At 70.3% G+C, this 26,101-nt stretch carries 18 protein-coding genes; 12 read left to right on the forward strand and 6 right to left on the reverse strand.

Features of this window, described 5'->3' with window-relative positions:
* The first annotated feature begins 72 nt into the window (after positions 1–72).
* From ACG01O_RS00880 to ACG01O_RS00910, 7 genes are all read left to right on the forward strand, one after another.
* The gene (locus tag ACG01O_RS00880; RefSeq protein ID WP_394380166.1) at positions 73–1,047 is read left to right on the forward strand and encodes an ABC transporter substrate-binding protein; all 975 of its coding nucleotides are present in this window, start codon (positions 73–75) and stop codon (positions 1,045–1,047) included.
* 6 nt (positions 1,048–1,053) lie between these two features.
* The gene (locus ACG01O_RS00885) at positions 1,054–2,550 is read left to right on the forward strand and encodes a sugar ABC transporter ATP-binding protein (protein ID WP_394380169.1); all 1,497 of its coding nucleotides are present in this window, start codon (positions 1,054–1,056) and stop codon (positions 2,548–2,550) included.
* Positions 2,547–3,506 carry an ABC transporter permease gene (locus ACG01O_RS00890; protein WP_394380172.1) on the forward strand — a complete coding sequence of 320 codons (960 nt, stop codon included), beginning with the start codon at positions 2,547–2,549 and terminating at the stop codon, positions 3,504–3,506. Before ACG01O_RS00885 ends, ACG01O_RS00890 begins: the two co-directional genes overlap by 4 nt.
* On the forward strand, positions 3,503–4,477 hold the full coding sequence (gene yjfF / locus ACG01O_RS00895; RefSeq protein WP_394380175.1) for a galactofuranose ABC transporter, permease protein YjfF: 975 nt from the start codon (positions 3,503–3,505) through the stop codon (positions 4,475–4,477). The genes ACG01O_RS00890 and yjfF overlap by 4 nt, the downstream gene beginning before the upstream one ends.
* A gap of 20 nt (positions 4,478–4,497) precedes the next feature.
* Positions 4,498–6,297, forward strand: coding sequence for a glycoside hydrolase family 2 protein (locus tag ACG01O_RS00900; RefSeq protein ID WP_394380178.1), 1,800 nt, complete (start codon positions 4,498–4,500; stop codon positions 6,295–6,297).
* Between the two features lie 67 nt (positions 6,298–6,364).
* On the forward strand, positions 6,365–8,338 hold the full coding sequence (locus ACG01O_RS00905; RefSeq protein WP_394380181.1) for an RICIN domain-containing protein: 1,974 nt from the start codon (positions 6,365–6,367) through the stop codon (positions 8,336–8,338).
* A 238-nt stretch (positions 8,339–8,576) separates the two neighbouring features.
* Entirely contained in the window at positions 8,577–9,563 is a 987-nt protein-coding gene (locus ACG01O_RS00910) for a glycoside hydrolase family protein (RefSeq protein WP_394380184.1), read from the forward strand.
* A gap of 27 nt (positions 9,564–9,590) precedes the next feature.
* Here the strand turns inward: ACG01O_RS00910 and ACG01O_RS00915 are convergent, their stop codons facing one another.
* Positions 9,591–11,063 carry a peptide MFS transporter gene (locus ACG01O_RS00915; RefSeq protein ID WP_394380187.1) on the reverse strand — a complete coding sequence of 491 codons (1,473 nt, stop codon included), beginning with the start codon at positions 11,061–11,063 and terminating at the stop codon, positions 9,591–9,593.
* A 177-nt stretch (positions 11,064–11,240) separates the two neighbouring features.
* Here ACG01O_RS00915 and ACG01O_RS00920 point away from each other — a divergent pair, with 177 nt between their 5' ends.
* Complete coding sequence (locus ACG01O_RS00920) at positions 11,241–11,789, forward strand: DUF3455 domain-containing protein (RefSeq protein WP_394380189.1); 549 nt, start codon at positions 11,241–11,243, stop codon at positions 11,787–11,789.
* 9 nt (positions 11,790–11,798) lie between these two features.
* On the opposite strand, the gene ACG01O_RS00925 is transcribed toward ACG01O_RS00920, so the two are convergent.
* Positions 11,799–12,740, reverse strand: a complete 942-nt coding sequence (locus ACG01O_RS00925; RefSeq protein ID WP_394382452.1) for a 4-hydroxyproline epimerase — start codon at positions 12,738–12,740, stop codon at positions 11,799–11,801.
* Between the two features lie 20 nt (positions 12,741–12,760).
* Positions 12,761–13,684 (reverse strand): dihydrodipicolinate synthase family protein, encoded by a 924-nt coding sequence (locus tag ACG01O_RS00930; protein ID WP_394380193.1) that lies wholly within the window; start codon positions 13,682–13,684, stop codon positions 12,761–12,763.
* Between the two features lie 65 nt (positions 13,685–13,749).
* On the opposite strand from ACG01O_RS00930, the gene ACG01O_RS00935 reads away from it, so the two are divergent.
* Positions 13,750–14,328, forward strand: coding sequence for a hypothetical protein (locus tag ACG01O_RS00935; protein WP_394380195.1), 579 nt, complete (start codon positions 13,750–13,752; stop codon positions 14,326–14,328).
* A 31-nt stretch (positions 14,329–14,359) separates the two neighbouring features.
* Positions 14,360–14,854 (forward strand): 3'-5' exonuclease, encoded by a 495-nt coding sequence (locus tag ACG01O_RS00940; RefSeq protein ID WP_394380198.1) that lies wholly within the window; start codon positions 14,360–14,362, stop codon positions 14,852–14,854.
* Between the two features lie 43 nt (positions 14,855–14,897).
* Here ACG01O_RS00940 and ACG01O_RS00945 read toward each other — a convergent pair whose 3' ends face one another.
* From ACG01O_RS00945 to ACG01O_RS00955, 3 genes are all read right to left on the reverse strand, one after another.
* Positions 14,898–17,450, reverse strand: a complete 2,553-nt coding sequence (locus ACG01O_RS00945; RefSeq protein WP_394380201.1) for a diguanylate cyclase domain-containing protein — start codon at positions 17,448–17,450, stop codon at positions 14,898–14,900.
* Positions 17,451–17,616: 166 nt separating this feature from the next.
* Positions 17,617–19,176 (reverse strand): malonate--CoA ligase, encoded by a 1,560-nt coding sequence (locus tag ACG01O_RS00950; RefSeq protein ID WP_394380204.1) that lies wholly within the window; start codon positions 19,174–19,176, stop codon positions 17,617–17,619.
* Between the two features lie 106 nt (positions 19,177–19,282).
* On the reverse strand, positions 19,283–19,744 hold the full coding sequence (locus ACG01O_RS00955) for a response regulator (RefSeq protein WP_394380207.1): 462 nt from the start codon (positions 19,742–19,744) through the stop codon (positions 19,283–19,285).
* Between the two features lie 269 nt (positions 19,745–20,013).
* On the opposite strand from ACG01O_RS00955, the gene uvrA reads away from it, so the two are divergent.
* Together uvrA and ACG01O_RS00965 are read left to right on the forward strand one after the other, a co-directional pair.
* Complete coding sequence (gene uvrA, locus ACG01O_RS00960) at positions 20,014–25,638, forward strand: excinuclease ABC subunit UvrA (RefSeq protein ID WP_394380210.1); 5,625 nt, start codon at positions 20,014–20,016, stop codon at positions 25,636–25,638.
* Positions 25,638–26,075, forward strand: coding sequence for a hypothetical protein (locus ACG01O_RS00965; RefSeq protein WP_394380213.1), 438 nt, complete (start codon positions 25,638–25,640; stop codon positions 26,073–26,075). Before uvrA ends, ACG01O_RS00965 begins: the two co-directional genes overlap by 1 nt.
* Positions 26,076–26,101: the final 26 nt, after the last annotated feature.

Consider the following 26,101-nt stretch of genomic DNA (forward strand, 5'->3'; position numbering starts at 1 on the left):
CGACTGTTTGCGCGCGGGTTCCCGGCCCGAAGCGAGCCCGCCCGCAAGCCGTTCACCTTCAGGAGTCATGCCATGAACATCCGTCCACGCCGCCGCCTGCTCGCCGCCTTGGCCGTTCTGGCCACCGGGGCCACGCTGTGCGGGCCTGCCGGGGCCGCCGACAAGAAGCTGGTGCTGGGCTTCTCTCAGATCGGCGCCGAGAGCGAATGGCGCACCGCCAACACCGCGTCCATCAAGCAGGCCGCCAAGGATGCCGGCATCGAGCTCAAGTTCGCCGACGCGCAGCAGAAGCAGGAGAACCAGATCAAGGCCCTGCGTGCCTTCATCGCGCAGAAGGTGGACGTGATCGCGCTGTCGCCCGTGGTGGAAACCGGCTGGGGCACGGTGCTGCGCGAGGCCAAGGCCGCGGGCATCCCGGTCATCCTCACCGACCGCCTGGTGAAGGAAGCCGACGAGAGCCTGTGGGTCAGCTTCATGGGCTCGGACTTCGTCGAAGAAGGCCGCCGCGCCGGCCGCTGGCTGCTGGACAAGACCAAGGGCGGCAAGGAGGAAGTGCGCATCCTGGAGCTGCAGGGCACCGTGGGTGCTGCGCCCGCGCAAGACCGCAAGAAGGGCTTCGAGGAGGCCATCAAGGCCGACCCGCGCCTGAAGATCGCGCGCTCGCAGACCGGCGACTTCAGCCGCGCCAAGGGCAAGGAGGTGATGGAAGCCTTTCTGAAGGCCGAGGCCGGCAAGAAGGTGCACGCGCTCTACGCCCACAACGACGACATGGCGCTCGGCGCCATCCAGGCCATCGAAGAGGCCGGCCTCAAGCCCGGCGTGGACATCCTCATCGTTTCCATCGACGGCGTGAAGGGCGCCTTCCAGGCCATGGTGGCCGGCAAGCTGAACGTGACGGTGGAGTGCAGCCCGCTGCTGGGCCCGCAGCTGATGCAGGCCGTGAAAGACCTCAAGGCCGGCAAGACCCTGCCGCGCCGCATGGTGACCGAAGAAGGCGTGTTCCCCGCCGAGGTTGCCGCCAAAGAACTGCCCAAGCGCAAGTACTGATCGGCCATGGGGGAGGTGGTGCTTCAGGCCCGCAACGTGGCCAAGGCCTTTGGCGGCGTGCCGGCGCTCGTCAGCGCGGCGCTGACGCTGCGCGCGGGCGAGGTCCAGGTGCTGATGGGTCAGAACGGCGCGGGCAAGTCCACGCTGATCAAGATCTTGGCCGGCGTGCAGGGCCGCGACGCGGGCGACATCCAGCTCGACGGCCGCGCGTTTGACGCGCGCACGCCGCTGCAGTCGCAACACGCCGGCATCGCCGTCGTGCACCAGGAGGTGCAGCTCTGCCCCAACCTCAGCGTGGCCGAGAACCTGCTGGCCGGGCGCCTGCCCCGGCGCTGGTGGGGCGTGGACTGGCGCGCCGCCCGCCGCGAGGCCGAGGGCGCTCTGGCCCGCCTGGGGCTGACGCTGGACGTGCGCCAAACCTTGGGCGAACTGCCCGTGGCGCTGCAGCAGATGGTGGCCATTGCCCGCTCACTGCACCAGCGCGCCCGCGTGCTCATCCTGGACGAGCCCACCTCCAGCCTGGACGAGGCCGAGACCGCCCGCCTGCTCGCGCTGCTGCGCCAGCTGCGCGGCGAGGGCGTGGCCCTCTTGCTGGTCACCCACTTCCTGGACCAGGCCTACGCGGTGGCCGACCGTTTCACCGTGATGCGCAACGGCGAGTTCGTCGGTCAGTACGCGGCAGACCTGCCGCGCATGCAGCTGGTGCAGCTGATGATCGGCCGCGAGCTGTCCACCACCACGACGACTGCCGTCGATGACGTGGCGCCACACGCCGCCCCGCTGCTGCAAACCGCCGCACTGGGCCGCCGCAACGCCGTGGAAGGGCTGGACCTCACCGTCGCCCCCGGCGAAGTGCTGGGCCTGGCCGGGCTGCTGGGCGCCGGCCGCACCGAGGCCGCGCGGCTGCTGTTCGGCGCGGACCGGGCCGACCGTGGCACCCTCCAAATCGACGGCCGCCCGCTCACACTGCGCGGCCCGCGCGACGCCATTCGCGCCGGCATCGCCTTCTGCCCCGAGGAGCGCAAGGTGGACGGCATCGTGGCCGAACTCAGCGTGCGCGAGAACATCCTGCTCGCGCTGCAGGCCCGGCGCGGCGTGCTTCGCCTGCTGCCGCGCGCGGCGCAGCGCCAGCTGGCCGAGCGCTTCATCCGCCAGCTGGGCATCAAGACAGCCGATGCCGAGACGCCCATCGGCCTGCTCTCCGGCGGCAACCAGCAGAAGGCCATCCTGGCCCGGTGGCTGGCCACCGAGCCGCGCCTGCTCATCCTGGACGAACCCACGCGCGGCATCGACATCGCCGCCAAGCAGGACCTGATGGACCAGGTGCTGCAGCTGTGCCGCGAAGGCCTGGCGCTGGTGTTCATTTCCTCCGAGCTGCCCGAGGTGCTGCGCGTGAGCCACCGCGTGGCTGTGCTGCGCGAGCGCCGCCAGGTCGCCGCACTGAGCGCCCGCGGCCTGAGCGAAGCGCAACTGCTGCGTGTGATGGCGGGGGCGGGCGCATGAAGGGTTCCGTGAAACACGCCGGCTGGGTGTTGCTGGCGCTCTGGGTGCTGAATGCCGGGCTCAACCCCGGCTTCGTCAGCCTGCGCTGGCAGGACGGCCACGCCTTCGGCCCGCTGATCGACATCGTCAACCGCGCCGCGCCGCTGATGGTGGTGGCCATGGGCATGACGCTGGTGATCGCGGTGCGCGGCATCGACATCTCGGTGGGCGCGGTCGTGGCCATCACGGCCACGGTGGCGGCGGCGCTGCTGAACGATGGCGGCTCATTGCTGCTGGCCCTTGCCGCTGGCCTGGGCGCCGCGGCGCTGTGCGGTCTGTTCAACGGCCTGCTCGTCGTGGCCGGTGGCATCCAGCCCATCATCGCCACGCTCATCCTGATGACGGCCGGACGCGGCATCGCGCAGCTGATCACCGACGGGCAGATCCTGACCCTCAGCCACCCGGGCTACGCCTTCATGGGCAACGGCTTCCTGCTGGGCCTGCCGTTCGCGCCCTGGCTGGCGCTGGCCTTGGCGGCGCTGCTGGGTGTGCTCAAGCACCGCACGGCGTTGGGCCTGTTCCTGCAGGCGGCCGGGGCCAACCCGGCGGCCGCACGCCTGGCGGGCATCCATGCGGCGGCGCTGCTGCTGGCGGTGTACGTGGCCTGCGGCCTGTGCGCGGGCGTGGCGGGGCTGATGATCAGCGCCAACATCCAGAGCGCCGACGCCAACAACGCCGGCCTGATGCTGGAGCTGGACGCCATCCTCGCCGTCACGCTGGGCGGCACCTCGCTGCTGGGCGGACGCTTCAGCCTGCGCGGCAGCCTGCTCGGCGCACTCATCATCCAGACGCTCACCACCAGCATCTACGCGCTGGGCATCGCGCCGGAGGTCACGCTGGTGGTCAAGGCCGGGGTGGTGTTCGTCGTGTCCATCAGCCAGTCGCCCGTGTGGACGCGGGGAGGGCGCAAGGCATGAAATTCAACACCCAAGACCTGCCGAGCTGGGCCTCGGTGGTGCTGCTGGTGCTCGCCACGCTGGCGGGCGCGTGGGCCTACCCCGGCCTGCTGGCCGGCCAGGTGCTGCTGAACCTGTTGATCGACAACGCCTTCCTGCTCGTGGTGGCGGTGGGCATGAGCTTCGTGATCCTGTCCGGCGGCATCGACCTGTCCGTGGGCTCGGTCGTGGCGCTCACCACCATGCTGCTGGCCCTGGGCGTGGAGCGCGCCCACCTGCCGCCGGCCCTGCTCATCCCTGGCCTGGTGCTGGGCGGCGCGGCCTTCGGGGCGGTGATGGGCTGGGTCATCCAGGCCTTCGAGGTGCCGCCTTTCATCGTCACGCTGGCCGGGCTCTTTCTGGCGCGCGGCCTGTGCTACCTGCTGAGCGTGGACTCCATCCCCATCACCGACGCCACGCTGGCCGCGTGGTCCCAGGCGCGCTGGTCGGTGGGCGCGTTGGGTGAGATCACGCCCGGTGCGGTCGCGGCGCTGCTGGTGCTGGCCTTGGCTGTGTGGGTGGCTCGCTCCACCGGCTTCGGCCGTGCGGTCTACGCACTGGGTGGGCAGGAGACGTCGGCGCGCCTGATGGGCCTGCCGGTGGCCGCCACGCGCATCGGCGTCTACGCCGTCAGCGGCGGCTGCGCGGCTTTGGGTGGCGTGCTCTTCGGCATCTACACGCTGTCGGGCTACGGCCTGCATGCGCAGGGGCTGGAGCTGGATGCGATTGCGGCCGTGGTCATCGGCGGCGCGCTGCTCAGTGGCGGCACCGGCCACCTGCTGGGCGCGCTGACCGGCGTGCTGATGCTGGGCCTGATCCAGACGCTGATCCTGTTCGACGGCACTTTGAGTTCCTGGTGGACGCGCATCGTCATCGGCGCGCTGCTGGGCTTGTTCTGCGGGCTGCAGCGCGCGCTGGTGCTGCTGTCCGGGCGCCGCCGCGCGCCGCACTGAATCTTTCCACGAGGTTTGTCATGAGACTGCTGATTTCCGCCCTCGTTCTCGCGCTGGCTGGCACCGCCGCCCACGCGCAGGAACCCGAAAAACCTTTCGTCCCCGGCGTGCGGCTGACCACACCCTGGACCGACGCCGCCGAGAAGGCCGCCGTGCCGCTGCCCGAGTACCCGCGCCCGCAGCTGGTCCGAAAGGAGTGGCTCAACCTCAACGGCCCCTGGGATTACTGGGGCGGCAAGGGCGCGCCCGATGCGCTGCACGTGCCCGCCAACCCGCCGGCCTTTCCGGCCGTGGTGCAGAAGGTGCGCGTGCCCTACCCGGTGGAGTCGCGCCTCTCGGGCATCGAGCGCCTGGGCGAAGTGAACCTCTGGTACCGCCGCAGCTTCGAGATCCCCGCGAACTGGGCCGGCCAGCGCGTGCGCATCAACTTCGGCGCGGTGGACCGCGTGGCCACGGTCTACGTCAACGGCACCCGCGTGGGCTTCCATGACGGCGGCTACACGGCCTTCAGCTTCGACATCACCGACCAGCTCAAGCCCGGCGCCAACGAGCTGGTGGTGGCCGTGTTCGACCCCAGCACCGGCGACGGCATGGTGGGCAAGCAGTCGCTCAAACCCGGCGGCATCTTCTACACGCCCAGCTCCGGCATCTGGCAGACGGTGTGGCTGGAGCCGGTGGGCGCTGCCCACGTGGCCCGGCTGGACCTGACGCCCGACGTGGCCAAGCAGCAGCTGCAACTCATCGTGCGCGCCGATGCCGACGCCGAGGTGGAAGCCGTGGCCCTGCGCGACGGCAAGCCCGTGGGCCGCGTCACCGGCCGCCCGGGCACCGAGCTGACGCTGGCCGTGCCCAAGCCCCGCCTGTGGTCACCGGACGACCCCTTCCTGTACGACCTCAAGGTCACGCTCAAGCGCGGTGACAAGGTCGTCGACCAGGTGGACAGCTACTTCGGCATGCGCAGCATCGCCGTGGGCGTTGTTGCCGGCGTGCCGCGCCCGCTGCTCAATGGCAAGTTCGTCTTCCAGTTCGGCCCACTGGACCAAGGCTTCTGGCCCGACGGCCTCTACACCGCGCCGACGGATGAAGCGCTGAAGTTCGACCTGCAGGCCACCAAGGACCTGGGCTTCAACATGGTGCGCAAGCACATCAAGGTGGAGCCGGCGCGCTGGTTCTATTGGGCCGACAAGCTGGGCCTGCTGGTGTGGCAGGACATGCCCCAGGCCTGGGACGCCGAGACCAACCTGACCGTGCGCGCCCGCACCGAAGGCCAGATGCGCGAAATCGTCGATCAGCTTCGCTCGGTGCCGTCCATCGTCACCTGGGTCATCTTCAACGAGAGCTGGGGCGACTTCGAGCACCGCCGCATGGCCGACGCCTTCAAGGCGCTGGACGCTAGCCGCCTCGTCAACACCCACTCCGGCATCAACTTCGAGCCGGCCGACCAGGGCAAGGGCGACCTCATCGACCTGCACGACTACCCCGGCCCCGCCTGGGTGAACTGGCAGCCGGGCCGCGTGGCGGTGCTGGGCGAGTACGGCGGCAACAGCCTGCGCGTGCCCGGCCACATGTACCGGCCCGACAGCAAGTGCTGCTACCTGCTCTACGAGAGCAAGGAAGCCGTGACCAAGGTGTATGTGGAGCAGGCCGCCCGCCTGCGCGAGTACGCCGCCACCCAGGGCCTGAGCGCGGCCGTCTACACCGAGACGACGGACGTGGAGGAAGAGCTCAACGGCTTCTTCACCTACGACCGCCAGGTGCAGAAGCTGGACTTCGCGCAGGTCAAGAAGGCCAACCGCGCGCTGATCCAGTTCGGCCGCTGATCGACCAGGGGGAGGCCCCCGCGGAGCGGCCGTCAGAGCCGCCTCTTCCACCACGAAGGAGACAGGCATGAGAGCGTTGCTCGCTTTGACGTTCGCGCTGTGCGCGCTGCTGTTCGGCACCCCGGCCCGCGCGGCCGAGGTGGTGCTGAACACCACGCAGGACAGTTTCTACCCGCGCATGATCCGCCTCGCCGCCAGCGGCGCGGCCAACGGGCGGCTGATCGCCTCGCACGACCTCGGCGGCAGCCAGTCGCTGATCTACGAGAGCACCAACCAAGGCGCCAGCTGGGCCCAGGTCGGCAGCATTACGGTGCCCGAGACCTGGCACTGCTGCAGCGGCCTGTGGGAGGTGCCGCAGCAACTCGGCAGCACCGCCGCGGGCACGCTGTTCTGGGCCACCACCGGCCGCAACGGCACGACCCACACCCTCCGCATCTACCGCAGCACCAACCAGGGCCGCACCTGGACGCAACACGCGGTGGCCGCCGTCGGCAACACCGGCATCTGGGAACCGGAGTTCGCGGTGGACAGCGCGGGCCGCCTGCTGATGTTCTATTCCAGCGAGGAGTACAAGTCCGGCGGCTTCAACCAGCTGATCGCCCACAAGGTCTCCACCGACGGCGGGCTGACCTGGGGCTCCGACGTGATCGACGTCGGCATCAGCGACGGCGGCGACCTGCGCCCCGGCATGCCCATCGTGCGCCGGCTGCCCAACGGCAGCTACGTGATGAGCTACGAGATCTGTGGCTCCCGCAACTGCGACGTCTATCTGCGCACCTCCAGCAACGGCAGTGCCTGGGGCACGGCCAGCAACATGGGCACTCGCGTGGAGTCCACGGCCGGCCATCATTTCAGCCACACGCCCACCATCACGTGGATGAACGACGGCAGCCCCCAGGGCCGTCTGTTGCTCACGGCTCAGCTGCTGCGGCGCAACAGCAACGGCAGCACCAACGAAGACGCGACCGGCCGCGTCTACATGTTCAACACCAACGGCGGCGCGGGCGCCTGGACCGAAGCCGCCACGCCGCTGGCCACGCCCGTGTTCACTGGCGGCGACGCCTGCACCAACTACAGCACCCAGCTGCTGCCCTCGGCCGACAACCAGCGCGTGCTGCAGCTCGCCGGCATGGGCTGCCGCATGCAGTTCGCCAGCGCGCCACTCAACCACCCGGTGGCCGACGGCGTCTACCGCCTCGTCGCCAAGCACAGCGGCCAGGTGCTGGACGTGGCCGGCTGCTCGACGACGCCGGGCGCCAACGTGCAGCAGTACGGCTGGGTGGGCGGCGACTGCCAGCGCTGGAAGGTGGCCAACGTGGCCAACGGCGTCTACACCATCACCGCCCAGCACAGCGGGCAGGCGCTCGATGTGAACGGTTGCTCGACGGCCGCCGGCGGCAACGTGCAGCAGTACACCGCCAACAACCTGAACTGCCAGAAGTGGCGCATCGAGCCGGTGGGCGACGGCTACTACCGCGTCATCAACCAGAACAGCAACCTCGTGCTGGACGTGAACGCCTGCTCGACCGCGGCCGGCGCCAATGTGCAGCAGTGGACGTGGCTGGGCGGCGACTGCCAGCGCTGGCGCTTCGAGCGTGTCAGCCCCAACGCGGTGGCCAACGGCACCTACAAGGTCATCGCGAAACACAGCGCCCAGGCGCTGGACGTCAACGCGTGCTCCACCGCAGCGGGCGGCAACATCCAGCAGTGGCCCTACAGCGGCGCCAACTGCCAGCGCTGGGCCGTGGCGCAGACGAGCGACGGCTTCTACGAGTTCACCTCGGTCAACAGCAGCTTGAAGATGGACCTGCAGGACGCCTCGCTGCAGATGGGGGCCAACGTGCGGCAGTGGACGGGCAACAGCGCGCCCGCCCAGCGCTGGGGCATCGAGAACGTCGGTGCGGGCTATGTGCGCATCGTCAACAAGCACAGCGGCCGCGTGCTGGATGTGGCCGGCTGCTCCACCGCCAACGGCGCCAACGTGGCGCAATGGGAATGGCTGGGCGGCGACTGCCAGCGCTGGCAGATGGCTGCGCCGTGAGCCCCTCGTCTGCTCCCGCCGCGCTGAACGCGGGCGCGCCCAGCCGGGTCTTGCAGACCGCACAGCGGCAGTGCCGCAGCCCTTCGGCAGGCACATGCCGCCCACCGGGCGCCATGTGTCCGGCCTCAGCCCCCGAGGGGACGGCGATGCCCGCGGCATCAAGCCGCGAGCACATCGCCATGACGGGCCGGCTTGGGAGCGGCCCGGCGCTCGGCCCGATATTCAACAGGAGATAACGATGAAGTTGCACACCTGGCTCGCCGGGTTGCTGCTCGCGGTCACGGGCCTGGCCCGTGCCGCCGACGCAGCCCCTGGCGGCTACCTGTTCGCCCACATGACGCACGCCCGTTACGGCGTGCTGCACTACGCCGTCAGCACCGACGGCCTGCACTGGACGCGCCTGAACCGCGGCAAGGCCGTGAACGAGGAGTACCACGGCCACCCGTCCATCGTGCGCGGCGGCGATGGCCGCTACTACCTGGTGGGCAACCAGAGCGACGAAGACCCGGAGATCCGCTTCTGGGTGTCGGACGACTTGGTCAAGTGGACGAAGTTCGGCACCTACAAACCCGACCTCGCCAGCTTCCAGGGCCAGCCGCACCCGCTGCAAGCAATGGGCGCGCCCAAGCTGTTCTTTGACGCCCCCAGCCAGCAGTTCGTGCTGATGTGGCACACGCCCAATGTGCCCGGCTCGCCCGACGACCCCGAGCGCTACTGGGCCAGCCAGCGCACGATGTATGTCACGTCGAAAGACCTGCGCCACTTCCCTGCGGCGCCCAAGCGCCTGTTCGATTGGGACATGGCCACCATCGACACTTTCCTCGTGCCGAACCCGGCCGGCGGTTACTGCGCGGTGGTGAAGGACGAGCGCTACCCGTCCTACAACTGGACCACCGGCAAAACCATCCGCATGAGCTGCGCGGCCCAGCTGCTGGGCCCCTACCCGGAGCCCGGCCCGCCGCTGAGCCCCGCCTTCCGCGAGGCGCCCACGCTGATCCGCGCGCCCAACGGGCAGGACTGGTACCTGTACTACGAGCAGTACGCCGGCACCAGCTACGGCCTGTCCATGGCACCACGGCTGGAAGGGCCGTGGGTGGAGGTGTGGGGCAACTCGGGCGTGAAGGAGTGGAACCGCTTCGAGATGCCGGCCACGCTGCGCCACGGCTTCATGATGGCCCTCACGGCCGAGCAACTGCAGGCGCTGCGCCGGGCCTTCCCCGAGTGAGGGGCCGCGCCCGCGCCGTTCAGGGCTTCAGGCCTGCGCCGGGGCTTCGCCGTCGATCAGCCGGCGCAGCCACGGCCGCAGCGTGAACAGGGCCGCGCCCATCACCAGGCTGCCCACGGCCAGCTGCGTGAACAGCGTGGCATAGGCGCCGTTGGTGCTCAGGGCCGAGCCGTCCACCGGCTGGGCCACCATGCCCGAGAAGTCGCCGGCGAACAGCGAGGCCAGGCCCGTCACCAGCATCCAGCTGCCCATCATCACGCCCTGGTACTGCTTGGGCGCCAGGCGGCCGATCATGGCGTAGCCCACCGGCGAGATCAGCAGCTCGCCCACGCTTTGCAGCACGTAGTTGAGGAACAGCCAGACGAAATCGCTGCGGCCAGTGGCCGGGTCGGCGAAGTGGATGCCCAGCGGCAGGGCGAGGAAACCCAACCCCATCAACACCAGCGACGCTGCGAACTGCGCCGGGATGTCCACCGGCCAGCCGCGGGCGCGCCAGCGCGCGAACAACGCCGCCAGCCAGGGGCCGCCGATGACGATGACCACCGTGTTGATGTTCTGCACCCACTGCGGCGCCACCGGCACACCCCACACGTTCATCCAGACATTGCTGACCGCAAACATCTGCAGGCCGTTGGGCGACATCTGGTACAGCGACCAAAACACCAGCGACCCGAGCGTGAGCACCAGGTAGGCCTGCATGCGCCGCTTCTCGGCAGGCACGGGGTGGCGCAGGGTCAGCACCACCAGCACCACGGCCACGCCAGCGCACAGCGCCTTCAGGCCCAAGGCCGTGTCCGTGGGGTTTTGCAGCAGCCGGGCCAGCAGCGGCACCAGGCCGGCCAGCACCGCCAGGCCCACGGCGAAGCGGCCCCAGAAGGCCAGGCCCTGGCGCTGGCTCAACGGGGTGTCGCGGTCCGCCAGCGTGCGCCAGAACACCAGGGCCAGCACGATGGCCATGGCGTTGCCCAAGGTGGCGAACCAGAAGATGCGGTCGTAGATTTCTTTCAGCTGGTAGTGGCCTGCCACTGTGAAGCCGATGAAAAAGCCGACGTTCATGCCGGCGTAGTTCCACAGGAAGGCGCTTTCGCGGCGGTCGTCGTCCGGCGCGAAGCGCTGGGTCAGCATCATGTTGATGCAGGTCACGTTCAGGCCGCTGCCGGTCAGGAACAGCGACAGGCCCCAGTACAGCCCGGCCAGCGAGCCGCCAGCAATCGCGCCGCAGCCCAGCACCTGCAGCAGCATGCCGCCCACGAACAGGTTGCGGTTGCTCAGGAAGCGCCCGCCCAGGTAGCCGCCGAACAGGTGCAACCCGTAGTTGAAGGCGCCGAACAGGCCCATCATCAGCGCGGCCTGGTCGTTGCTGAAGCCCAGGCGCCGGGTGGCGTACAGCACCAGCGTGGACTGCAACACCGCAAAGCCCAGTGTGGCGAAGACCTGGATCATGAACAGCACGGCCGACCCCTCGGGGACGCGTGCCAGTCGTTGTTGGAGAGATGTCATGGGGGCGGGATTGTCCGGGCGGGGGCGGGGCGCGGCTCTGGGTGTCATCCCGCGGGGGAGCCTCGGTGGGGGCGGCCGAAAAGATTTTTTGCATCGGTCTGCATCCAGTCCGCAGCCGCTGGCGTAGGTCGGGCGTGGGCGTGTGCCCGCAGCCTGTTCCAACTTCGGAGACCCTCCATGCAAGCTTTCGTCGCCCGCGCCGTGCCCCTGGTGGCCGCCCTGACCCTGGCCGCCTGTGCCACCACGCCGCCCGCGCCTGTGTTCAGCCAGGACGCGCTGCCCGACGCGGTCAAGGTGCCGGCCGGCCATCGCGTGGCGATGGAAACCGTGGGCGTGGGCGAGATCACCTACGAATGCCGGGCCAAGGCCCAGGCCGCGGGCAGTTTCGAATGGGCGTTCGTCGGCCCCAAGGCCGACCTGCAAAACCGCGCCGGCGCCAAGGTGGGCACCTACTTTGGCCCGCCGGCCACCTGGGCGGCGGACGACGGCTCCCGCGTGACCGGTGCGCAGCTGGCCGTGGCGCCTGCGTCCGCAGGCAACCTGCCGCTTCAGCTGGTGAAGGCCAACCCCGCCACCGGCGCCGGTGCGCTGGTGGGCGTGGCCTACATCCAGCGGGTGGCCACCCGCGGCGGTGTGGCGCCGGCCAGCGCCTGCGATGCCGGCACCGCCGGCCGCCGCGAAATCGTGAAGTACCAGGCCGACTACATCCTCTGGAAGCCGGTCTGACCCCGCGGCTCAGCGGCCCGGCAGGCCCCAGCCGAAGGGGTCGGCCGGGTCGATGAGCAGCGTGGCCTCGGCGCTGATGAAGGCCTGCCCGCGGATGGTGGGCACCAGCGCCTCGCCGTCGCGCTCCACCCAGCCCTCGAACACGCTGCCGATCACGCTCGCCTGGCGCCACACTTGGCCGGGCGCCAGTTCGCCGCGCGCCACCAGGCAGGCCAGCTTGGCGCTGGTGCCGGTGCCGCAGGGCGAGCGGTCGTATTCGCGCCCCGGGCACAGCACGAAGCTCTGGCTGTCAGCCAGCGCCGGGTCGGCGTCAGTAAACAGTTCGATGTGGTCGATCACCGCGCCGCCCGTGCCCCGGTGGCCTTGTGCGTGCAGGGCCTGGGCCAGCGTGTCGGCGTAGTCGGTGAGGGCGCGCACGCGGTCGGGCGCGATGCGCTGGCCATGGTCGGCGCACAGGAAGAACCAGTTGCCGCCCCAGGCGATGTCGCCGGTGACGACCTGACCGTCGGGCAGGGTCACGGCCACCTCGGCCGCCAGCCGGTGGGCCGGCACGTTGCGCACGCTGACGCGGCCGTCGTCGTGCAGCGTGGCCGTGACCGGGCCGACCGGGGTTTCAACCACGTGCGCGCCGGGGCCGATGCGCCCCAGGTGCGCCAGCGTGGCCACCAGCCCGATGGTGCCGTGTCCGCACATGCCCAGGTAGCCGGCATTGTTGAAGAAGATCACCCCGGCGGTGTGCGCCGGGTTCTGCGGCGGGCAGAGCAGGGCGCCCACCAGCACGTCGCTGCCGCGCGGCTCCAGCAGCGTGGCGCGACGCCAGGCGTCGTGGTGGTCGCGCAGGTGCTGCAGCCGGTCGGCCATGGGGCCGGTGCCCAGCGCGGGGAAGCCGCCCACCACCACGCGGGTGGGCTCGCCGCCGGTGTGGGAGTCGATGACTTGGATGCGCTGCATGATGACCGTCATGGGTGAGGTCATGGCTGAGATTGGCAGTGCGCCGGCCGGGTGGCCAGCGCGTGAGCCACCAGGGCTTCCACCCGGGCGCGCTCGGCGCCCACCAGCGGCAGGCGCGGGCGGCGCATTTGCTCGGTGCCCACACCCACCAGGGCATCGATGAGCTTGAGGTTCTGCACCAGCTTGGTGGACACATCCAGGTGCAGCAGCGGCGTCATCCAGCGGTAGAGGGCGCGGGCTTCGTCCCAGCGGCCTTCCTGCATCAGGTTGAACATCGTCACGGTTTCGCGCGGGAAAGCGCAGCCCACACCGGCCAGCAGGCCGTCGCAGCCCAGCGCCAGGCCCTCGAAGGCCAGATCGTCCACGCCCATGAAGAGGCGGTAGCGATCGCCCAGCAGGTTGCGCAGGTCGGTGATGCGGGTCACGTCGCCGCTGCTTTCCTTGATGGCGGCGATGTGCTCGCTGTGCGGGCCGTCCGCGAGTTCGGCAAAGTGCTCGGGCTTCAGGTCCACCCGGTAGGCCACCGGGTTGTTGTAGACCATCAGCGGGCGCTGGGCGGCCTGGGCAAAGGCGCGCACGTTGGCCATGGCCTCGCGCGCATCGGCCACGTAGATGACCGAGGGCATGACCATGTAGCCCGCCACGCCCAACGCGTTGGCGCCGTCGATGAAGCGCAGCGCCTCACGCGTGCTGGTTTCCGACACCGTGGCCAGCACCGGCACGCGCCCGGCCGCCACCTCCAGCGCGCAGCGCGCCACGTCCAGCTTCTCTTCCAGCCGCAGGGTGCTGGCCTCGCCCAGCGAGCCGCAGCACACCACGCCGTGGATGCCGTTGCGGATCTGGAAATCGATGTGCCGCGCCGTGCCTTCGAAGTCGAGGCTTTCGTCGGCGTGGAACTTGGTGGTGACGGCGGGAAACACGCCGCGCCAGGGGAGAGATTGCATCGCTGGGCTCCTGCAAGGGGTGGGGGGCATGTTCGCTCAATCCGGGGCGGGTTCAGAATGCCGCCATGTCTGACGAACCGACCCTCAGCGAGCGCGTGCTGGCCCTGGTGGCGCTGCCCCCCGAGCCTCAGGTGCAACCCACGGACGACGCCCCGCGCCGGGCGGCAGACCGCGCCATCGAGCACGCCGCCACCAAGGCCGCGCTGGCGGCGGGGTCGCTGGCGCTGCCTCCCGGCCCGCTGGGGTGGCTCACCATCGCGCCGGAGATGCTGGCGGTGTGGCACATCCAGCGCCAGCTGGTGGCCGACATCGCCGCGCTGTACGGCCGCAGTGCCGAGCTGGGCCCCACGCAGATGATGTGGTGCCTGTTCCGCCACACCGCGGCCCAGGCGCTGCGGGATGTGGCGGTGCGGGTGGGCGAGCGGGTGGTGGTGCGCCCGGCCGCCCAGGCGCTGCTGCAGCGCGCCGCCCAGGCGGTGGGCGTTCAGCTGGGCCAGCGTGCCGCCAGCCGGGCCCTCTCGCGCTGGGTGCCGTTGGCCGGCGCGGCGGGCGTGGGGGCCTACGCCTGGTGGGACACGCGGCAGGTGGGCCGTGCGGCGTTGGCGCTGTTTGCGGCCGAGCAGGTCATCGACAACCCGGTGTGAGCCGGCGCGCCGCCGCGCCATACTCCCCCGGATGCAAGCGCCGGCCATTCTGGACATCGAGGCCTCGGGATTCGGCCGAGGCAGTTACCCGATCGAGGTGGGCTTTTGCGCGTCCAACGGGTCGCTGTTCTGCGGCCTGATCGCGCCGGAGCCCGATTGGCTGCACTGGGACCCGGCCGCCGAGTCGCTGCACGGCATCACCCGCGACCTGCTGCGCCGCCACGGCCGGCCCGCGCGCTGGATGGCCGAGCAACTCAACGCCCGGCTGCGGGGCGAGACGGTGTATTGCGACGGTTGGGGGCAGGATTACCCCTGGCTGTCCCGGCTCTACGACGTGGCCGGTTTGCGGCTGGCGTTTCGGCTCGACGACCTGCGCAAGCTGCTGACCGAGGACGAAGCCCTGCGCTGGCGCGGCGTGGTGGACATGGTGCGCCAGCGTCAGCGCCTGAACCGCCACCGCGCCAGCAGCGATGCCCGCGTGCTGCAGCTGGCGCTGGCCGAGGTGAAGGCCGGCGTGGCGGCCTGACGTCGGCTGCCACTGCCACTGACATTGCCCCTGTTGCCGCGGCTCACAGGGCGGCGCCGCGCACGCAGCCCCGGCCCGCGCGTTTGGCCTCGTACAGGTGCGCATCGGCGCTGGCGATCAGCGCTTCCAGCGCCACGCTGCCGGTGGTGGCCACGCAGAAGCCCACGCTCACACCGATCTCCAGTTCCAGCTCACCGATGTGATAGGGCGTGGACAGCGCCTGCAGCAGCTTGTGGGCCACGGTGTCGGCGTCTTGGGCTCCGTGCAGTTGGGGCAGCAGCACAGCGAACTCGTCGCCGCCCAGCCGGGCTACCAGGTCGGCCGGCCGCAGCGCATGGCGCAGGCGCAGCGCCACGGCCTTGAGCAGGGCGTCGCCGGTGGGGTGGCCGTGCTGGTCGTTCACGGGCTTGAAGCGGTCCAGGTCCAGGTAGAGCAGGCCCACGCGCTGGCCGGCGCCGGCGGTCAGCAGCTGGCGGGCGCCTTCCTCGAAGCCGGTGCGGTTGAGCAGTTGGGTCAGCGGGTCGGTCTGCGAGGCCGCACGCAGCCGGGCCTCTTCGCGCCGCGCATCGGTCACGTCCACCTCGATGGCGATCACGCCGTCGATCTTGCCGCTTTGCACGCGAAGCGGGGCGTACTGCACATCCAGGCTGCGCGCGTCGCGGAGGCTGCCCTCGCTGACCTGGGCGCGGCGGGTTTCGCCGGCCAAGGCGCTGGCAATGAGCGGCGCGCGGGCGGCGTAGGCCGCGTCGTCGAACAGTTCGGCGATGGGCCGGCCGGCCCAGGCGCGCAGCTCCACGCGGTGGTGCTGCTCGAACGCGGCATTGAAGAACACCACGCGCCCGGCCAGGTCGCCCACCAGGAACTGCGCCCGCGCGGTGTGGGCCACGGCCAGCAGCATGGCTTCGCTGCGCTCACGCTCGCGCTGGGCCTTCAACTGCTCGGACAGGTCGCGCAAGATGACCGACACCGTCTCGATGCGGCCGCGCACATCGCGGTGCACGATCACCAGGCAGTCCATGGGCGCGGGGCTTTGCTGGCGCTGCAGCGTGATGCGGCCGCGCCAGTGGCCCGCCTGCATGGCCTGGGGCAGCACCCGGCTTCGGTACAGGTCCAGCTGCTCGGCGGTGAAGTAGTCGTCGATGTGGGCGCCGGCCAGGGCGGCATCCGGGGCCATGCCCAGGTGTTCGCGCGCAGCCGGGTTCAGGTAGGTGACGTCGCCGCGCTCGTTGGCCTGGCAGACGAAGTCGGGCGTCATGTCGAACACCGCGGCCAGCGTGCGGTGGGCTTTGTGCTGCTCGCCCCGCTCGGTCACGTCCTCCACGGTGCCGGCCTGGCCGGCCACGCGGCCATCCAGCCACAGCGGGGCGGTGCGCACCGAGATCCAGCGGATGCGCCCGTCGTCGCCGCGCTTCATCTTGCGCACCATGTCGATGGGCTCGCCGGTGGCCATGTGGTGCTTCCAGCGCTGGATGAGCATGTCGCGCTGCTCGGGCTGCACCAGGGTGGTCCAGCCCCATTCCACCTGATCGCGGCGCAGGCCGTGCACCTGCAGGTAGCTGTCGTTCACGTAGACGATGCGGCCGGTGGCGTCGGTGCGGAACAGGCCCAGCGGCATGGCGTTGCTGGTGGCCTGCAGCGTGGCTTCGCGCAGGCGGTCGGCGCGCTGCTGGCGGTGCCAGCCGCGGGCCACGGCCAGCAGCAGCACGGTGGCAGCCAGAGCCGCCAGCAGCACCAGGCTGCGCTGCTGGCGGTGGGCGTCCAGGGCGGCGTCTTCGGTGGCGGACAGCACCAGCTTCACGCCCACGTCGTCCAGCGTCACGAACGCGCCGATGCGGGGCTGGCCATCGGTGGCCGCGCCGGTGCTGGCAAAGAAGCCTTCAGCCCCCGCCAGGGCCTGGCGCGTGGTGGGGAACTGGTCGAACAGGTTGCGGCCGACGAAGCCCGGCGCGTCGGGCCGGCGCGTGAGTGCCAGGCCGTCATTGCGCAGCATCACCAGCGAGGTGGGCGGCGGTGGCACGAGCAGGCTCTGCGCGTCGTGCAGGCGCTGCAGGTCGATCAGCGCGACGGCGAAGGTGTCGTCGCCGCGCGGGCGGGTCAGGCGCAGCAGCAGGGGCAGGGCGCTGCGCAGGTCGCCCGCCGCGCCAGGCACCCGCACCGGCAGGCCCAGGGTGATGCCCTCGCGGCGCTGGCTGGCTTCATCGAACGCGGGGGTGCCTGAGAGGCTGGCGGTGGGGGCAGGCGTGGCGGTGGACGCCTCAGTGCCGAGGCGGCGCAACTGGCCGGTGGCGCTGAGCAGCATCACGTCCACCAACTGGTGCGAGCCGTCGCGCACCGTGCCGGCGAAGGTTTGCAGGGCGGCCAGCGGCAGTTCGTTTTCGGTGGGGCGGTTCAGCAGCCACAGGTCCAGGCCGCGCAGGGCGCTCTCGGCCTGGTGCAGCACCGGCTCGGTCTGCATGGCGACGGCACGCACGCCGGTGGCCAGGTCGTCGCGCTGGCGTTGCAGCAGTGCGTGTGGGGCTTGCAGAACATAGGCCGCCACCAGCATCCACAGCATGGTCAGCACCGCGCCGAAGGCCAGCGTGGGCGCCCACAGCACGGCGCGCACCCGCCAGGGGCGCGCACGTGGCGCGGCCGGGGCAGCGGCGGGGGGCGGCAGGTCGTCGTCGGTGGCGATGGCGGCGCTCCTCGGCAGGGGTGGCCGAATGATGGTGCGCGCCGCCCGCCGAGGGGTTCTGGTTTACCCGCGGTGGGGCGTGTGCCGGTCAGCCCGCCGTGAACAAGCCCGCGTGTTCGGCGCGCAGCAGGTTCTTCTGCACCTTGCCCATGGCGTTGCGGGGCAGGGCCGCCACCGTCAGCACGCGCTTGGGCACCTTGAAGCCGGCGATGCGGGTCTTGAGGGCCTGGATGCAGGCGTCGCCGTCCACCTGCGCGCCGGCGCGGGCCGTGACGACGGCCACCACCGCTTCGCCGAAGTCCGGGTGCGGTACGCCGATGACGGCGGATTCATCCACGCCCGGCAGCTCGTTCAAAAAGCCTTCCACCTCGGCGGGGTAGACGTTGAAGCCGCCGCTGATGATCAGGTCCTTGCTGCGGCCGATGAGCGTGAGGTAGCCGTTGGGGCCGATGCGGCCCACATCGCCGGTTTTGAACCAGCCATCGGCGGTGAACTCCTCGGCCGTTTTTTCGGGCATCTGCCAATAACCGCTGAACACGTTGGGGCCGCGCACCTGCACGTGGCCGATTTCGTCGGGCCCGCAGGGCGTGCCGTCGTCCGCCACGATGCGCAGGCCCACGCCCGGCAGGGCCGGACCCACGGTGCCGGGCAGGCGTTCGCCGTCACTGGGCTTGCAGGGGTTGGAGGTGAGCATCAGCGTCTCGCTCATGCCGTAGCGCTCCAGGATGGCGTGGCCGGTGCGGGCCTGCCAGGCGTGCCAGGTCTCGGTCAGCAGCGGGGCCGACCCGCTGATGAACAGCCGCATGCAGCCGGTGTCCAGCGTCTTTTCCTGCAGCAGCCGCACGTACAGCGTGGGCACGCCCATGAACACCGTGGCCTCCGGCAGGCGGCGCGCCACGGCGGCGGCGTCGAACTTGTTGAACCAGATCATCTTGCTGCCGTTGAGCAGCGCGCCGTGCGAGGCGATGAACAGCCCGTGCACGTGGAAGATGGGCAGGGCATGCAGCAGCACGTCGTCGGAACCGGCGCTGGGCCGCTCCCGAGGCGCCAGGTTTGGGGGCTCAGAGCGCCGCCAGTCCCAGTAGTCCTTCAGCGTCCGGGCGTTGCTCAGCAGGTTGCCGTGGCTGAGCATGGCGCCCTTGCTGCGGCCGGTGGTGCCGCTGGTGTACAGGATGGCCGCGAGGTCGCCGGGCTCGCGGGCCACGGGCTGCTGCGCATCGCTCATCTGCGAGGCGCGATCGAGCAGGGTGCCGGTGCGGTCGTCGTTGAGCGTGAACACCCAGCGCACGCCGCGCTGGAAGGCGAGTTGGCTCACCCAGCCGAAGTTCCGGCCGGCGCAGACAACCGCGCCCGGTGCGGCGTCGCCGATGAAATGCGCCAACTCGCTGGCCTGGTAGGCCGGGTTCAGCGGCAGGTACACCAGCCCGGCGCGCAGCACGGCGAGGTACAGCAGCAGCGCCTCCACGCTCTTGTCGGTGTGTACCGCCACGCGGCTGCCGGGCGGCAGGTCCAGCCGCGCCAGCCAGTTGGCGAGCATGGCGCTGCCGCGATCGAGGTCGCGCCAGCTGTAGAGAGCGCCCTCGGCGTCGATGGCGGGGGTGTCCAGGTCGGCCGGAAAGCCGTCCCGCAGGGCTTGGTAGAGGTTCATGGGCAAGGCGAGTCAGCGACTGGCCACAAGCCCACCGTGCCGGGTGGCGCCTGCAGCGCCCGCAAGTGTGGCACTGCGGGGCGCAGGAGGTGCTGGGCGGAGCGCCTCAGTTCGGCGCGCTGAGGTTCAGCCAGCGCTGAAGGCGGGTGCGCAGGGCGACGAAGTCCAGCGGCTTGGTCAGGTGCTCGTCCATGCCCGCTTCCATGCTGGCGGCCACGTCGGCGTCCAGGGCGTGGGCGGTCAGCGCCAGGATGGGGAAGGCCGGCAGCGTGCCCGCCCGTTGCTGGGCGCGCAGGCGGCGCGAGCATTCCAGGCCGTCCATGCCGGGCATCTGGATGTCCATCAGCACCAGGTCGGGGGCGACGTCGGCGCAGGCGGCCAGGGCTTCGATGCCGTTCTTGGCCAGGCGGGCTTGCACGCCCATCAACTGCAGGAATTCCAGGGCGACGACCTGGTTGATGTGGTTGTCTTCCACCAGCAGCACCAGGGCTTGCCGTGGCGCGCGGGCGGGCGTGTGGCCGTCCGGCGTCGGGGTGGCCCCGTCGTCGTGTCCGGCTGCAGCACTCAAATGACAGGGGGGCGACCCTGCGGCCGGCTCCGACAACCTCAACACATCCATCCCCATAGTCCTCAGTTCGTTTGTTCTTATGCCGGCTTTTTGGGCCATCAGCGATTGTTGCCTCAGGCACGCGCGCGGCGCAACCTGTTGAACCCAAAAACGGTGGCGACCCGCTGTTCTTGGGGGGGGCGGTTCATGCGCGGGTCGGGCGGCCGTGCTGACAGTTTTCGTCAGCAGCGCTCCCTACACTGCCCGCCTTCCCAGTTTTGGCCCCCACCATGTCCGACGGTCTGATCCGCATCCGAGGCGCCCGCCAGCACAACCTCAAGAACCTCGATGTCGACCTGCGCACGGCGGAGCTGACGGTCGTCACCGGCCCCAGCGGCTCGGGCAAGTCCAGCCTGGTGTTCGACACCCTCTATGCCGAGGGGCAGCGGCGTTATGTCGAAACCTTCTCGGCCTACGCCCGGCAGTTCCTGGACCGCATGGACCGCCCCGCCGTGGACAAGGTGGACGGCGTGCCGCCGGCGATTGCCATCGACCAGACCAACCCGGTACGCACCAGCCGCTCCACGGTCGGCACGATGACCGAGCTGAACGACCACCTGAAGCTGTTGTTCGCCCGCGCGGCCGAGCTGTTCGACCGCAAGACCGGCCTGCCGGTGCGGCACGACACCGCGCAGAGCATCCACGCGGAGCTGATGGCCCGGGCCGAGCGCGAGCAGGACCCGCGCCTGGTGCTGACCTTCCCCATCGAGCTGCCGGCCAACACCACGGCCGAGCAGGTGGCGCAGTGGTTGTCGGCCAGCGGGTTTACCCGGGTGCAGGCGGAGCGGGAGGTGGACGGCAAGAAGGTGCTGGATGTGGTGGCCGACCGCTTCCGCATCCTGGGGGCGGACAAGCAGCGGGCGATGGAAGCCATCGAGCTGTCGCTCAAGCGGGGCTCCGGCCGGCTGAACGTGTACGTGGGCGACGACGGCGCCACGCTGTGGCGCTTCTCCACCGGCCTGCACTGCCCGGAGAGTGACCTGCGCTACGCCGACCCGCAGCCGGCGCTGTTCTCGTTCAACTCGGCCTTTGGTGCCTGCGAGGCCTGCCGGGGGTTCGGCCGTGTCATCGGCGTGGACCTGGGGCTGGTGATTCCGGATGAGCGCAAGACGTTGCGCAACGGCGCCATCAAGCCCATGCAGACGCCGGCGTGGAAGGACTGCCAGGACGACCTGCTGAAGTACGCCGGCGAGGCGGGCATTCCGCGCGACACGGCCTGGAAGGACTTGAGCGCCGAACACCGCCGCTGGGTCATCGACGGCACGCCGAACTGGAACGGCAACTGGAACAAGCAGTGGTACGGGGTCAAGCGCTTCTTCGACTACCTGGAGAGCAAGGCCTACAAGATGCACATCCGCGTGCTCTTGTCCAAGTACCGCAGCTACACCGAATGCCCCAGCTGCCGCGGCGCACGGCTCAAGACCGAGGCGCTGCTGTGGCGCGTGGGCGCCAAGGCGCTGGCCGATGCCGCGCTGCCGGCGGCGCAGCGCTTTCTGCCCGTGGGGGTGGACTGGACGCGTGAGCAGCTGGAGGCTCTGCCCGGCCTGAGCCTGCACGACCTGATGCAGCTGCCCATCAGCCGCCTGCGCGACTTCGTGGACGGCCTGCAGCTGCCCAGCACGATGCTGGACGAAGCGCTGAAGCTGCTGCTGGATGAGATCCGCCACCGCAGCCGCTACCTGTGCGATGTGGGCCTGGGCTACCTGACGCTGGACCGGCAGAGCCGCACGCTCTCGGGCGGCGAGGTGCAGCGCATCAACCTGACCACCGCACTGGGCACCAGCCTGGTCAACACCTTGTTCGTGCTGGACGAGCCCAGCATCGGCCTGCACCCGCGCGACATGGGCCGCATCGTGCAGGCCATGCAGCGGCTGCGCGACGCGGGCAACACGCTGGTGGTGGTGGAGCACGACCCGGCCGTCATGCTGGCCGCCGACCGCCTCATCGACATGGGCCCCGGCCCGGGCGAGAAGGGCGGGGCCATCGTGTTCGACGGCACGCCCGAGGAAATCCGCGCGGCCGACACGCTGACCGGCGCCTACCTGGGCGCCCGCAAACACGTGGGCATGGGGCTGAAGCGCCTGGTGGAAGAGAACACGCCCAAGCTCATCCTCGAAGGCGTCCGCGAGCACAACCTGCGCAACGTGTCCGTGCAGTTCCCGCTGCAGCGCCTGGTGGTCGTGACGGGCGTGAGCGGCTCGGGCAAGAGCACGCTGATGCAGGACGTGCTGTACCCCGCGCTGGCCCGCCAGTTCGGCAAGGCCACCGAGACGCCCGGCGCGCACGACGCGCTGCTGGGCGCAGACTTCCTGGCCGACGCCGTGTTTGTGGACCAATCGCCCATCGGCAAGACGGCGCGCTCCAACCCGGCCAGCTACGTCGGCGCGTTCGACGAGATCCGCAAGCTGTTCGCCGTGGCCCCGCTGGCCGTGGAGCGCAGCTACAGCGCCGGCATGTTCAGCTTCAACGCGGGCGACGGCCGCTGCCCGACCTGCGGCGGCTCGGGCTTCGAGCACGTGGAGATGCAGTTCCTCAGCGACGTCTACCTGCGCTGCCCGGACTGCGACGGCAAGCGCTTCCGCGCCGAGATGCTGGACGTGAAGCTGTCGCTCAAGGATCGCGACCTGAGCGTGTCCGACGTGCTGGAGCTGACCGTGGCCGAGGCCGTTCACCTGTTCAGCGATCACCGCGCCGTGCTGCAAAAGCTCCAGCCCATCGTCGATGTCGGCCTGGAGTACGTGCGCCTGGGCCAGCCGGTGCCGACGCTGTCCGGCGGCGAGGCGCAGCGCCTCAAGCTGGCTGGCTTCCTGGCCGAGGCGGCGTCGTCACCGCGCTTTGGTGTGGCCAAGAAGGGCACGCTGTTCATGTTCGACGAACCCACCACCGGCCTGCATTTCGACGACATCGCCAAGCTGATGCGCGCCATGCGCAAACTGCTCACCGCCGGCCATTCGCTCATCCTGATCGAGCACAACCTCGACGTCATCCGCGCGGCGGACTGGCTCATCGACCTCGGCCCCGAGGGTGGCGAGGCCGGTGGCGAGGTCGTGTGCGTGGGCACGCCGGAAGAGGTGGCGCGCCACAAGACCTCGCACACCGCCGCCGCGCTGCGCGACTACGCCCTGCACATGGACCGCCCGGCCGTGGCCGTGGAAGAAGGCCGGCCGCTGCAGCAGTTGATCCGCGCGCGCCGCCAGGCGGACGAGGCGATCAAGATCGTCAACGCCCGCGAGCACAACCTCAAGGGCGTGACCGTGGAGGTGCCGCGCGGCAAGTTCAACGTGGTGACCGGCGTGTCCGGCTCGGGCAAGAGCACGCTCGCGTTCGACATCCTGTTCAACGAAGGCCAGCGCCGCTACCTCGAATCGCTGAACGCCTACGCCCGCAGCATCGTGCAGCCGGCCGGTCGGCCCGAGGTGGACGCGGTCTGGGGCATTCCGCCCACGGTCGCGATCGAGCAGCGCCTCTCGCGCGGCGGCCGCAAGAGCACGGTGGCCACCACCACCGAGGTCTGGCACTTCCTGCGTCTGCTGTACGTGAAGCTGGGCGTGCAGCACTGCGTGCACGATGGCGCGCCGGTGCGGCCGCAGAGCGTGGAAAGCATCGCCGCGCAGCTGATGCGCGACTACCGTGGCCAACACGTGGGGCTGCTAGCGCCGCTGGTGGTCAACCGCAAGGGCGTCTACACCGACCTCGCCAAATGGGCCAAGGGCCGTGGCCACACCCACCTGCGGGTGGACGGCGAGTTCCTGCCCACCTCACCCTGGCCGCGGCTGGACCGCTTCAAGGAGCACACGCTGGAGCTGCCGGTGGGCGATCTGGTGATTTCGCCCGAGAAGGAGCCCGAACTGCGTGAGCTGCTGGCCAAGGCGCTGGACGCTGGCAAGGGCGTGCTGCACTTGCTGAGCCCGCTGGACGGCCTGAGCCTGGAAGGCGGCGGCACCGGTGCGGGCGTGGGCACCGTGAAGGTGTTTTCCACCAAGCGGGCCTGTCCGACCTGCGGCACCAGCTACCCCGAGCTGGACCCGCGCCTGTTCTCGTACAACTCCAAGCACGGCTGGTGCACCAACTGCGTGGGCACGGGCCTGAGCCTCACGCGCGAACAGCGCAAGGCGCTGGACGACAGCGCACCGGCCGACGACAACCGCGGCCGCGAGCAAAGCTTTCCGGCCGAGGAGGCCGAGATCGAAGGCCTGACCGACGCGCCCTGCGCGGAATGCCACGGCACGCGGCTGAACGCGACGGCGCGCTCGGTGGAGTTCGAGGACAAGGGCATTGGCGAGGTTGCAGCCTGGAGCGTGGGCCAGGCCCGCGAGTGGGTGCAGGGCCTGCACCTCGAAGGCCGCGATGCCGACATCGCCCGCGATGTGGTGAGCGAAATCCTGGGCCGGCTGCAGTTCCTGGAAGAAGTGGGGCTGGGCTACCTGACGTTGGACCGCGCCGCGCCCACGCTGTCGGGCGGCGAGGCGCAGCGCATCCGGCTGGCGGCGCAGCTGGGCAGCAACCTGCAGGGCGTCTGCTACGTGCTGGACGAGCCCACCATCGGCCTGCACCCGCGCGACAACCAGATCCTCCTCAAAGCCCTGGCCACGCTGGGCGACAAAGGCAACACGCTGGTGGTGGTGGAGCATGACGAAGACACCATCCGCCGGGCCGACCACATCATCGACATCGGCCCCGGCGCGGGCAAACGCGGCGGCCGCGTGGTGGCCCAGGGCACGGCGGCCGAGCTGGCCCTGCAGCCCGACTCCACCACCGGCCGCATGCTGGCCCACCCGCTCATCCACCCGCTGCAGGCGCGCCGCGCCATCGACCCGGACGCCCCCAAGCTCACCGTCCTCAACGCCGCCCTGCACAACCTGCAGGGCGTGACGGTGGACGTGCCCCTGCACCGCCTGGTGGCGGTGACCGGCGTGTCGGGCTCCGGCAAGTCCACGCTGGCGCGCGATGTGCTGCTGGCCAACATGGCCGTGGCCGTGCCGCTGCGCAAGGCGCCGGCGAAATGGCAGGGCTGCGACGGCCTCACCGGCCACGAACAGGTGGACCGCGTGCTGGAGGTGGATCAAACCCCCATCGGCAAGACGCCCCGTTCCTGCCCCGCCACCTACATCGGCTTCTGGGATGCCATCCGCAAGCTGTTCGCCGAGACGCTGGAGAGCAAGGCGCGCGGTTACGCGCCGGGTCGCTTCAGCTTCAACACCGGCGAGGGCCGCTGCCCGGGCTGCGAAGGCCAGGGCATGAAGACCATCGAGATGAGCTTCCTGCCCGATGTGAAGGTGCCGTGCGACCAGTGCCACGGCCAGCGCTTCAACCCCGAGACCCTGGGCGTGAGTTGGCGCGGCAAGAGCATCGGCGATGTGCTGCAGATGGAGGTCGACGAGGCGGTGGAGTTCTTTGCCTCCATGCCGTCCATCGCGCACCCGCTGCAGTTGCTCAAGGATGTGGGCCTGGGCTACCTGACGCTGGGCCAGCCGTCGCCCACGCTGTCTGGCGGCGAGGCGCAGCGCATCAAGCTGGTGAGTGAACTGGTGAAGGTGCGCGACGACGTCACGCGGCGCGGACAGAAGGCGCCGCACACGCTTTATGTGCTGGACGAGCCCACGGTGGGCCTGCACATGGCCGACGTGGAGAAGCTCATCCGCGTGCTGCACCGGCTGGTGGCGGGTGGGCATTCGGTGGTGGTCATCGAGCACGACCTGGATGTGATTGCCGAGGCCGACTGGGTGCTGGACCTGGGGCCGGAAGGCGGCACCGCCGGCGGGCGTGTGGTGGTGCAAGGCACACCCGAGCAAGTGGTGGCCGGCGGCAGTCACACCGGCGTGGCGCTGGCGCCGGTGCTGGCGCGCGTGGCGTGATGCGAAGGCGCTGGGCCCTGGCTGGGTTGCTGTGCGGCGCGCTGCAGGGCGCGTGGGCGCAGGCGGACACGCCCGGCGTGGCCTTGCGCAGCGATGGCGTGTACGTCAGCCGGGAGCAGGTCGACGACGAAACCTACTGCGAGTACCTGCGCTTCTACCCCACGGGCACGGTGATCACGGTCAGCTCCGAATGCGGGCCGGAGGCGTTGGAGAGTCTCAAGGCCTGGTTCCGCGCCTCACGCGCGGGCCCGAAGGTGTCGGGCGTATCCAGGGGGCGCGTGGTGCATCGCGGCAACCGCATCTCGTTCCGGGCGGTGTCCAAGGAGGGCGCGGTCCGGTTCGAGGGTCACGCGTTCGAGAACCATCTGGTGCTGCGCTCGCACTCCGAAATCAACGGTCACGACGATCAGCAACGCTTCGACTTTGTGCGTTGGTGACCGGGCTCTGCGCGGCGCTCGCGGAC

Source organism: Pelomonas baiyunensis (genome assembly GCF_043555935.1).
Taxonomy (GTDB): Bacteria; Pseudomonadota; Gammaproteobacteria; order Burkholderiales; family Burkholderiaceae_C; genus Pelomonas; species Pelomonas baiyunensis.

Excerpts from the sequence above, each read along its gene's own strand:
- uvrA (WP_394380210.1), top strand. The coding sequence starts at position 20,014 with ATGTCCGACGGTCTGATCCGCATCCGAGGCGCCCGCCAGCACAACCTC.
- ACG01O_RS00920 (WP_394380189.1), top strand. The coding sequence starts at position 11,241 with ATGCAAGCTTTCGTCGCCCGCGCCGTGCCCCTGGTGGCCGCCCTGACC.
- ACG01O_RS00905 (WP_394380181.1), top strand. The coding sequence starts at position 6,365 with ATGAGAGCGTTGCTCGCTTTGACGTTCGCGCTGTGCGCGCTGCTGTTC.
- ACG01O_RS00965 (WP_394380213.1), top strand. The coding sequence starts at position 25,638 with ATGCGAAGGCGCTGGGCCCTGGCTGGGTTGCTGTGCGGCGCGCTGCAG.
- ACG01O_RS00910 (WP_394380184.1), top strand. The coding sequence starts at position 8,577 with ATGAAGTTGCACACCTGGCTCGCCGGGTTGCTGCTCGCGGTCACGGGC.
- ACG01O_RS00885 (WP_394380169.1), top strand. The coding sequence starts at position 1,054 with ATGGGGGAGGTGGTGCTTCAGGCCCGCAACGTGGCCAAGGCCTTTGGC.
- ACG01O_RS00930 (WP_394380193.1), bottom strand. The coding sequence starts at position 13,684 with ATGCAATCTCTCCCCTGGCGCGGCGTGTTTCCCGCCGTCACCACCAAG.
- ACG01O_RS00935 (WP_394380195.1), top strand. The coding sequence starts at position 13,750 with ATGTCTGACGAACCGACCCTCAGCGAGCGCGTGCTGGCCCTGGTGGCG.
- ACG01O_RS00880 (WP_394380166.1), top strand. The coding sequence starts at position 73 with ATGAACATCCGTCCACGCCGCCGCCTGCTCGCCGCCTTGGCCGTTCTG.
- ACG01O_RS00950 (WP_394380204.1), bottom strand. The coding sequence starts at position 19,176 with ATGAACCTCTACCAAGCCCTGCGGGACGGCTTTCCGGCCGACCTGGAC.
- yjfF (WP_394380175.1), top strand. The coding sequence starts at position 3,503 with ATGAAATTCAACACCCAAGACCTGCCGAGCTGGGCCTCGGTGGTGCTG.
- ACG01O_RS00915 (WP_394380187.1), bottom strand. The coding sequence starts at position 11,063 with ATGACATCTCTCCAACAACGACTGGCACGCGTCCCCGAGGGGTCGGCC.
- ACG01O_RS00890 (WP_394380172.1), top strand. The coding sequence starts at position 2,547 with ATGAAGGGTTCCGTGAAACACGCCGGCTGGGTGTTGCTGGCGCTCTGG.
- ACG01O_RS00925 (WP_394382452.1), bottom strand. The coding sequence starts at position 12,740 with ATGCAGCGCATCCAAGTCATCGACTCCCACACCGGCGGCGAGCCCACC.
- ACG01O_RS00940 (WP_394380198.1), top strand. The coding sequence starts at position 14,360 with ATGCAAGCGCCGGCCATTCTGGACATCGAGGCCTCGGGATTCGGCCGA.
- ACG01O_RS00900 (WP_394380178.1), top strand. The coding sequence starts at position 4,498 with ATGAGACTGCTGATTTCCGCCCTCGTTCTCGCGCTGGCTGGCACCGCC.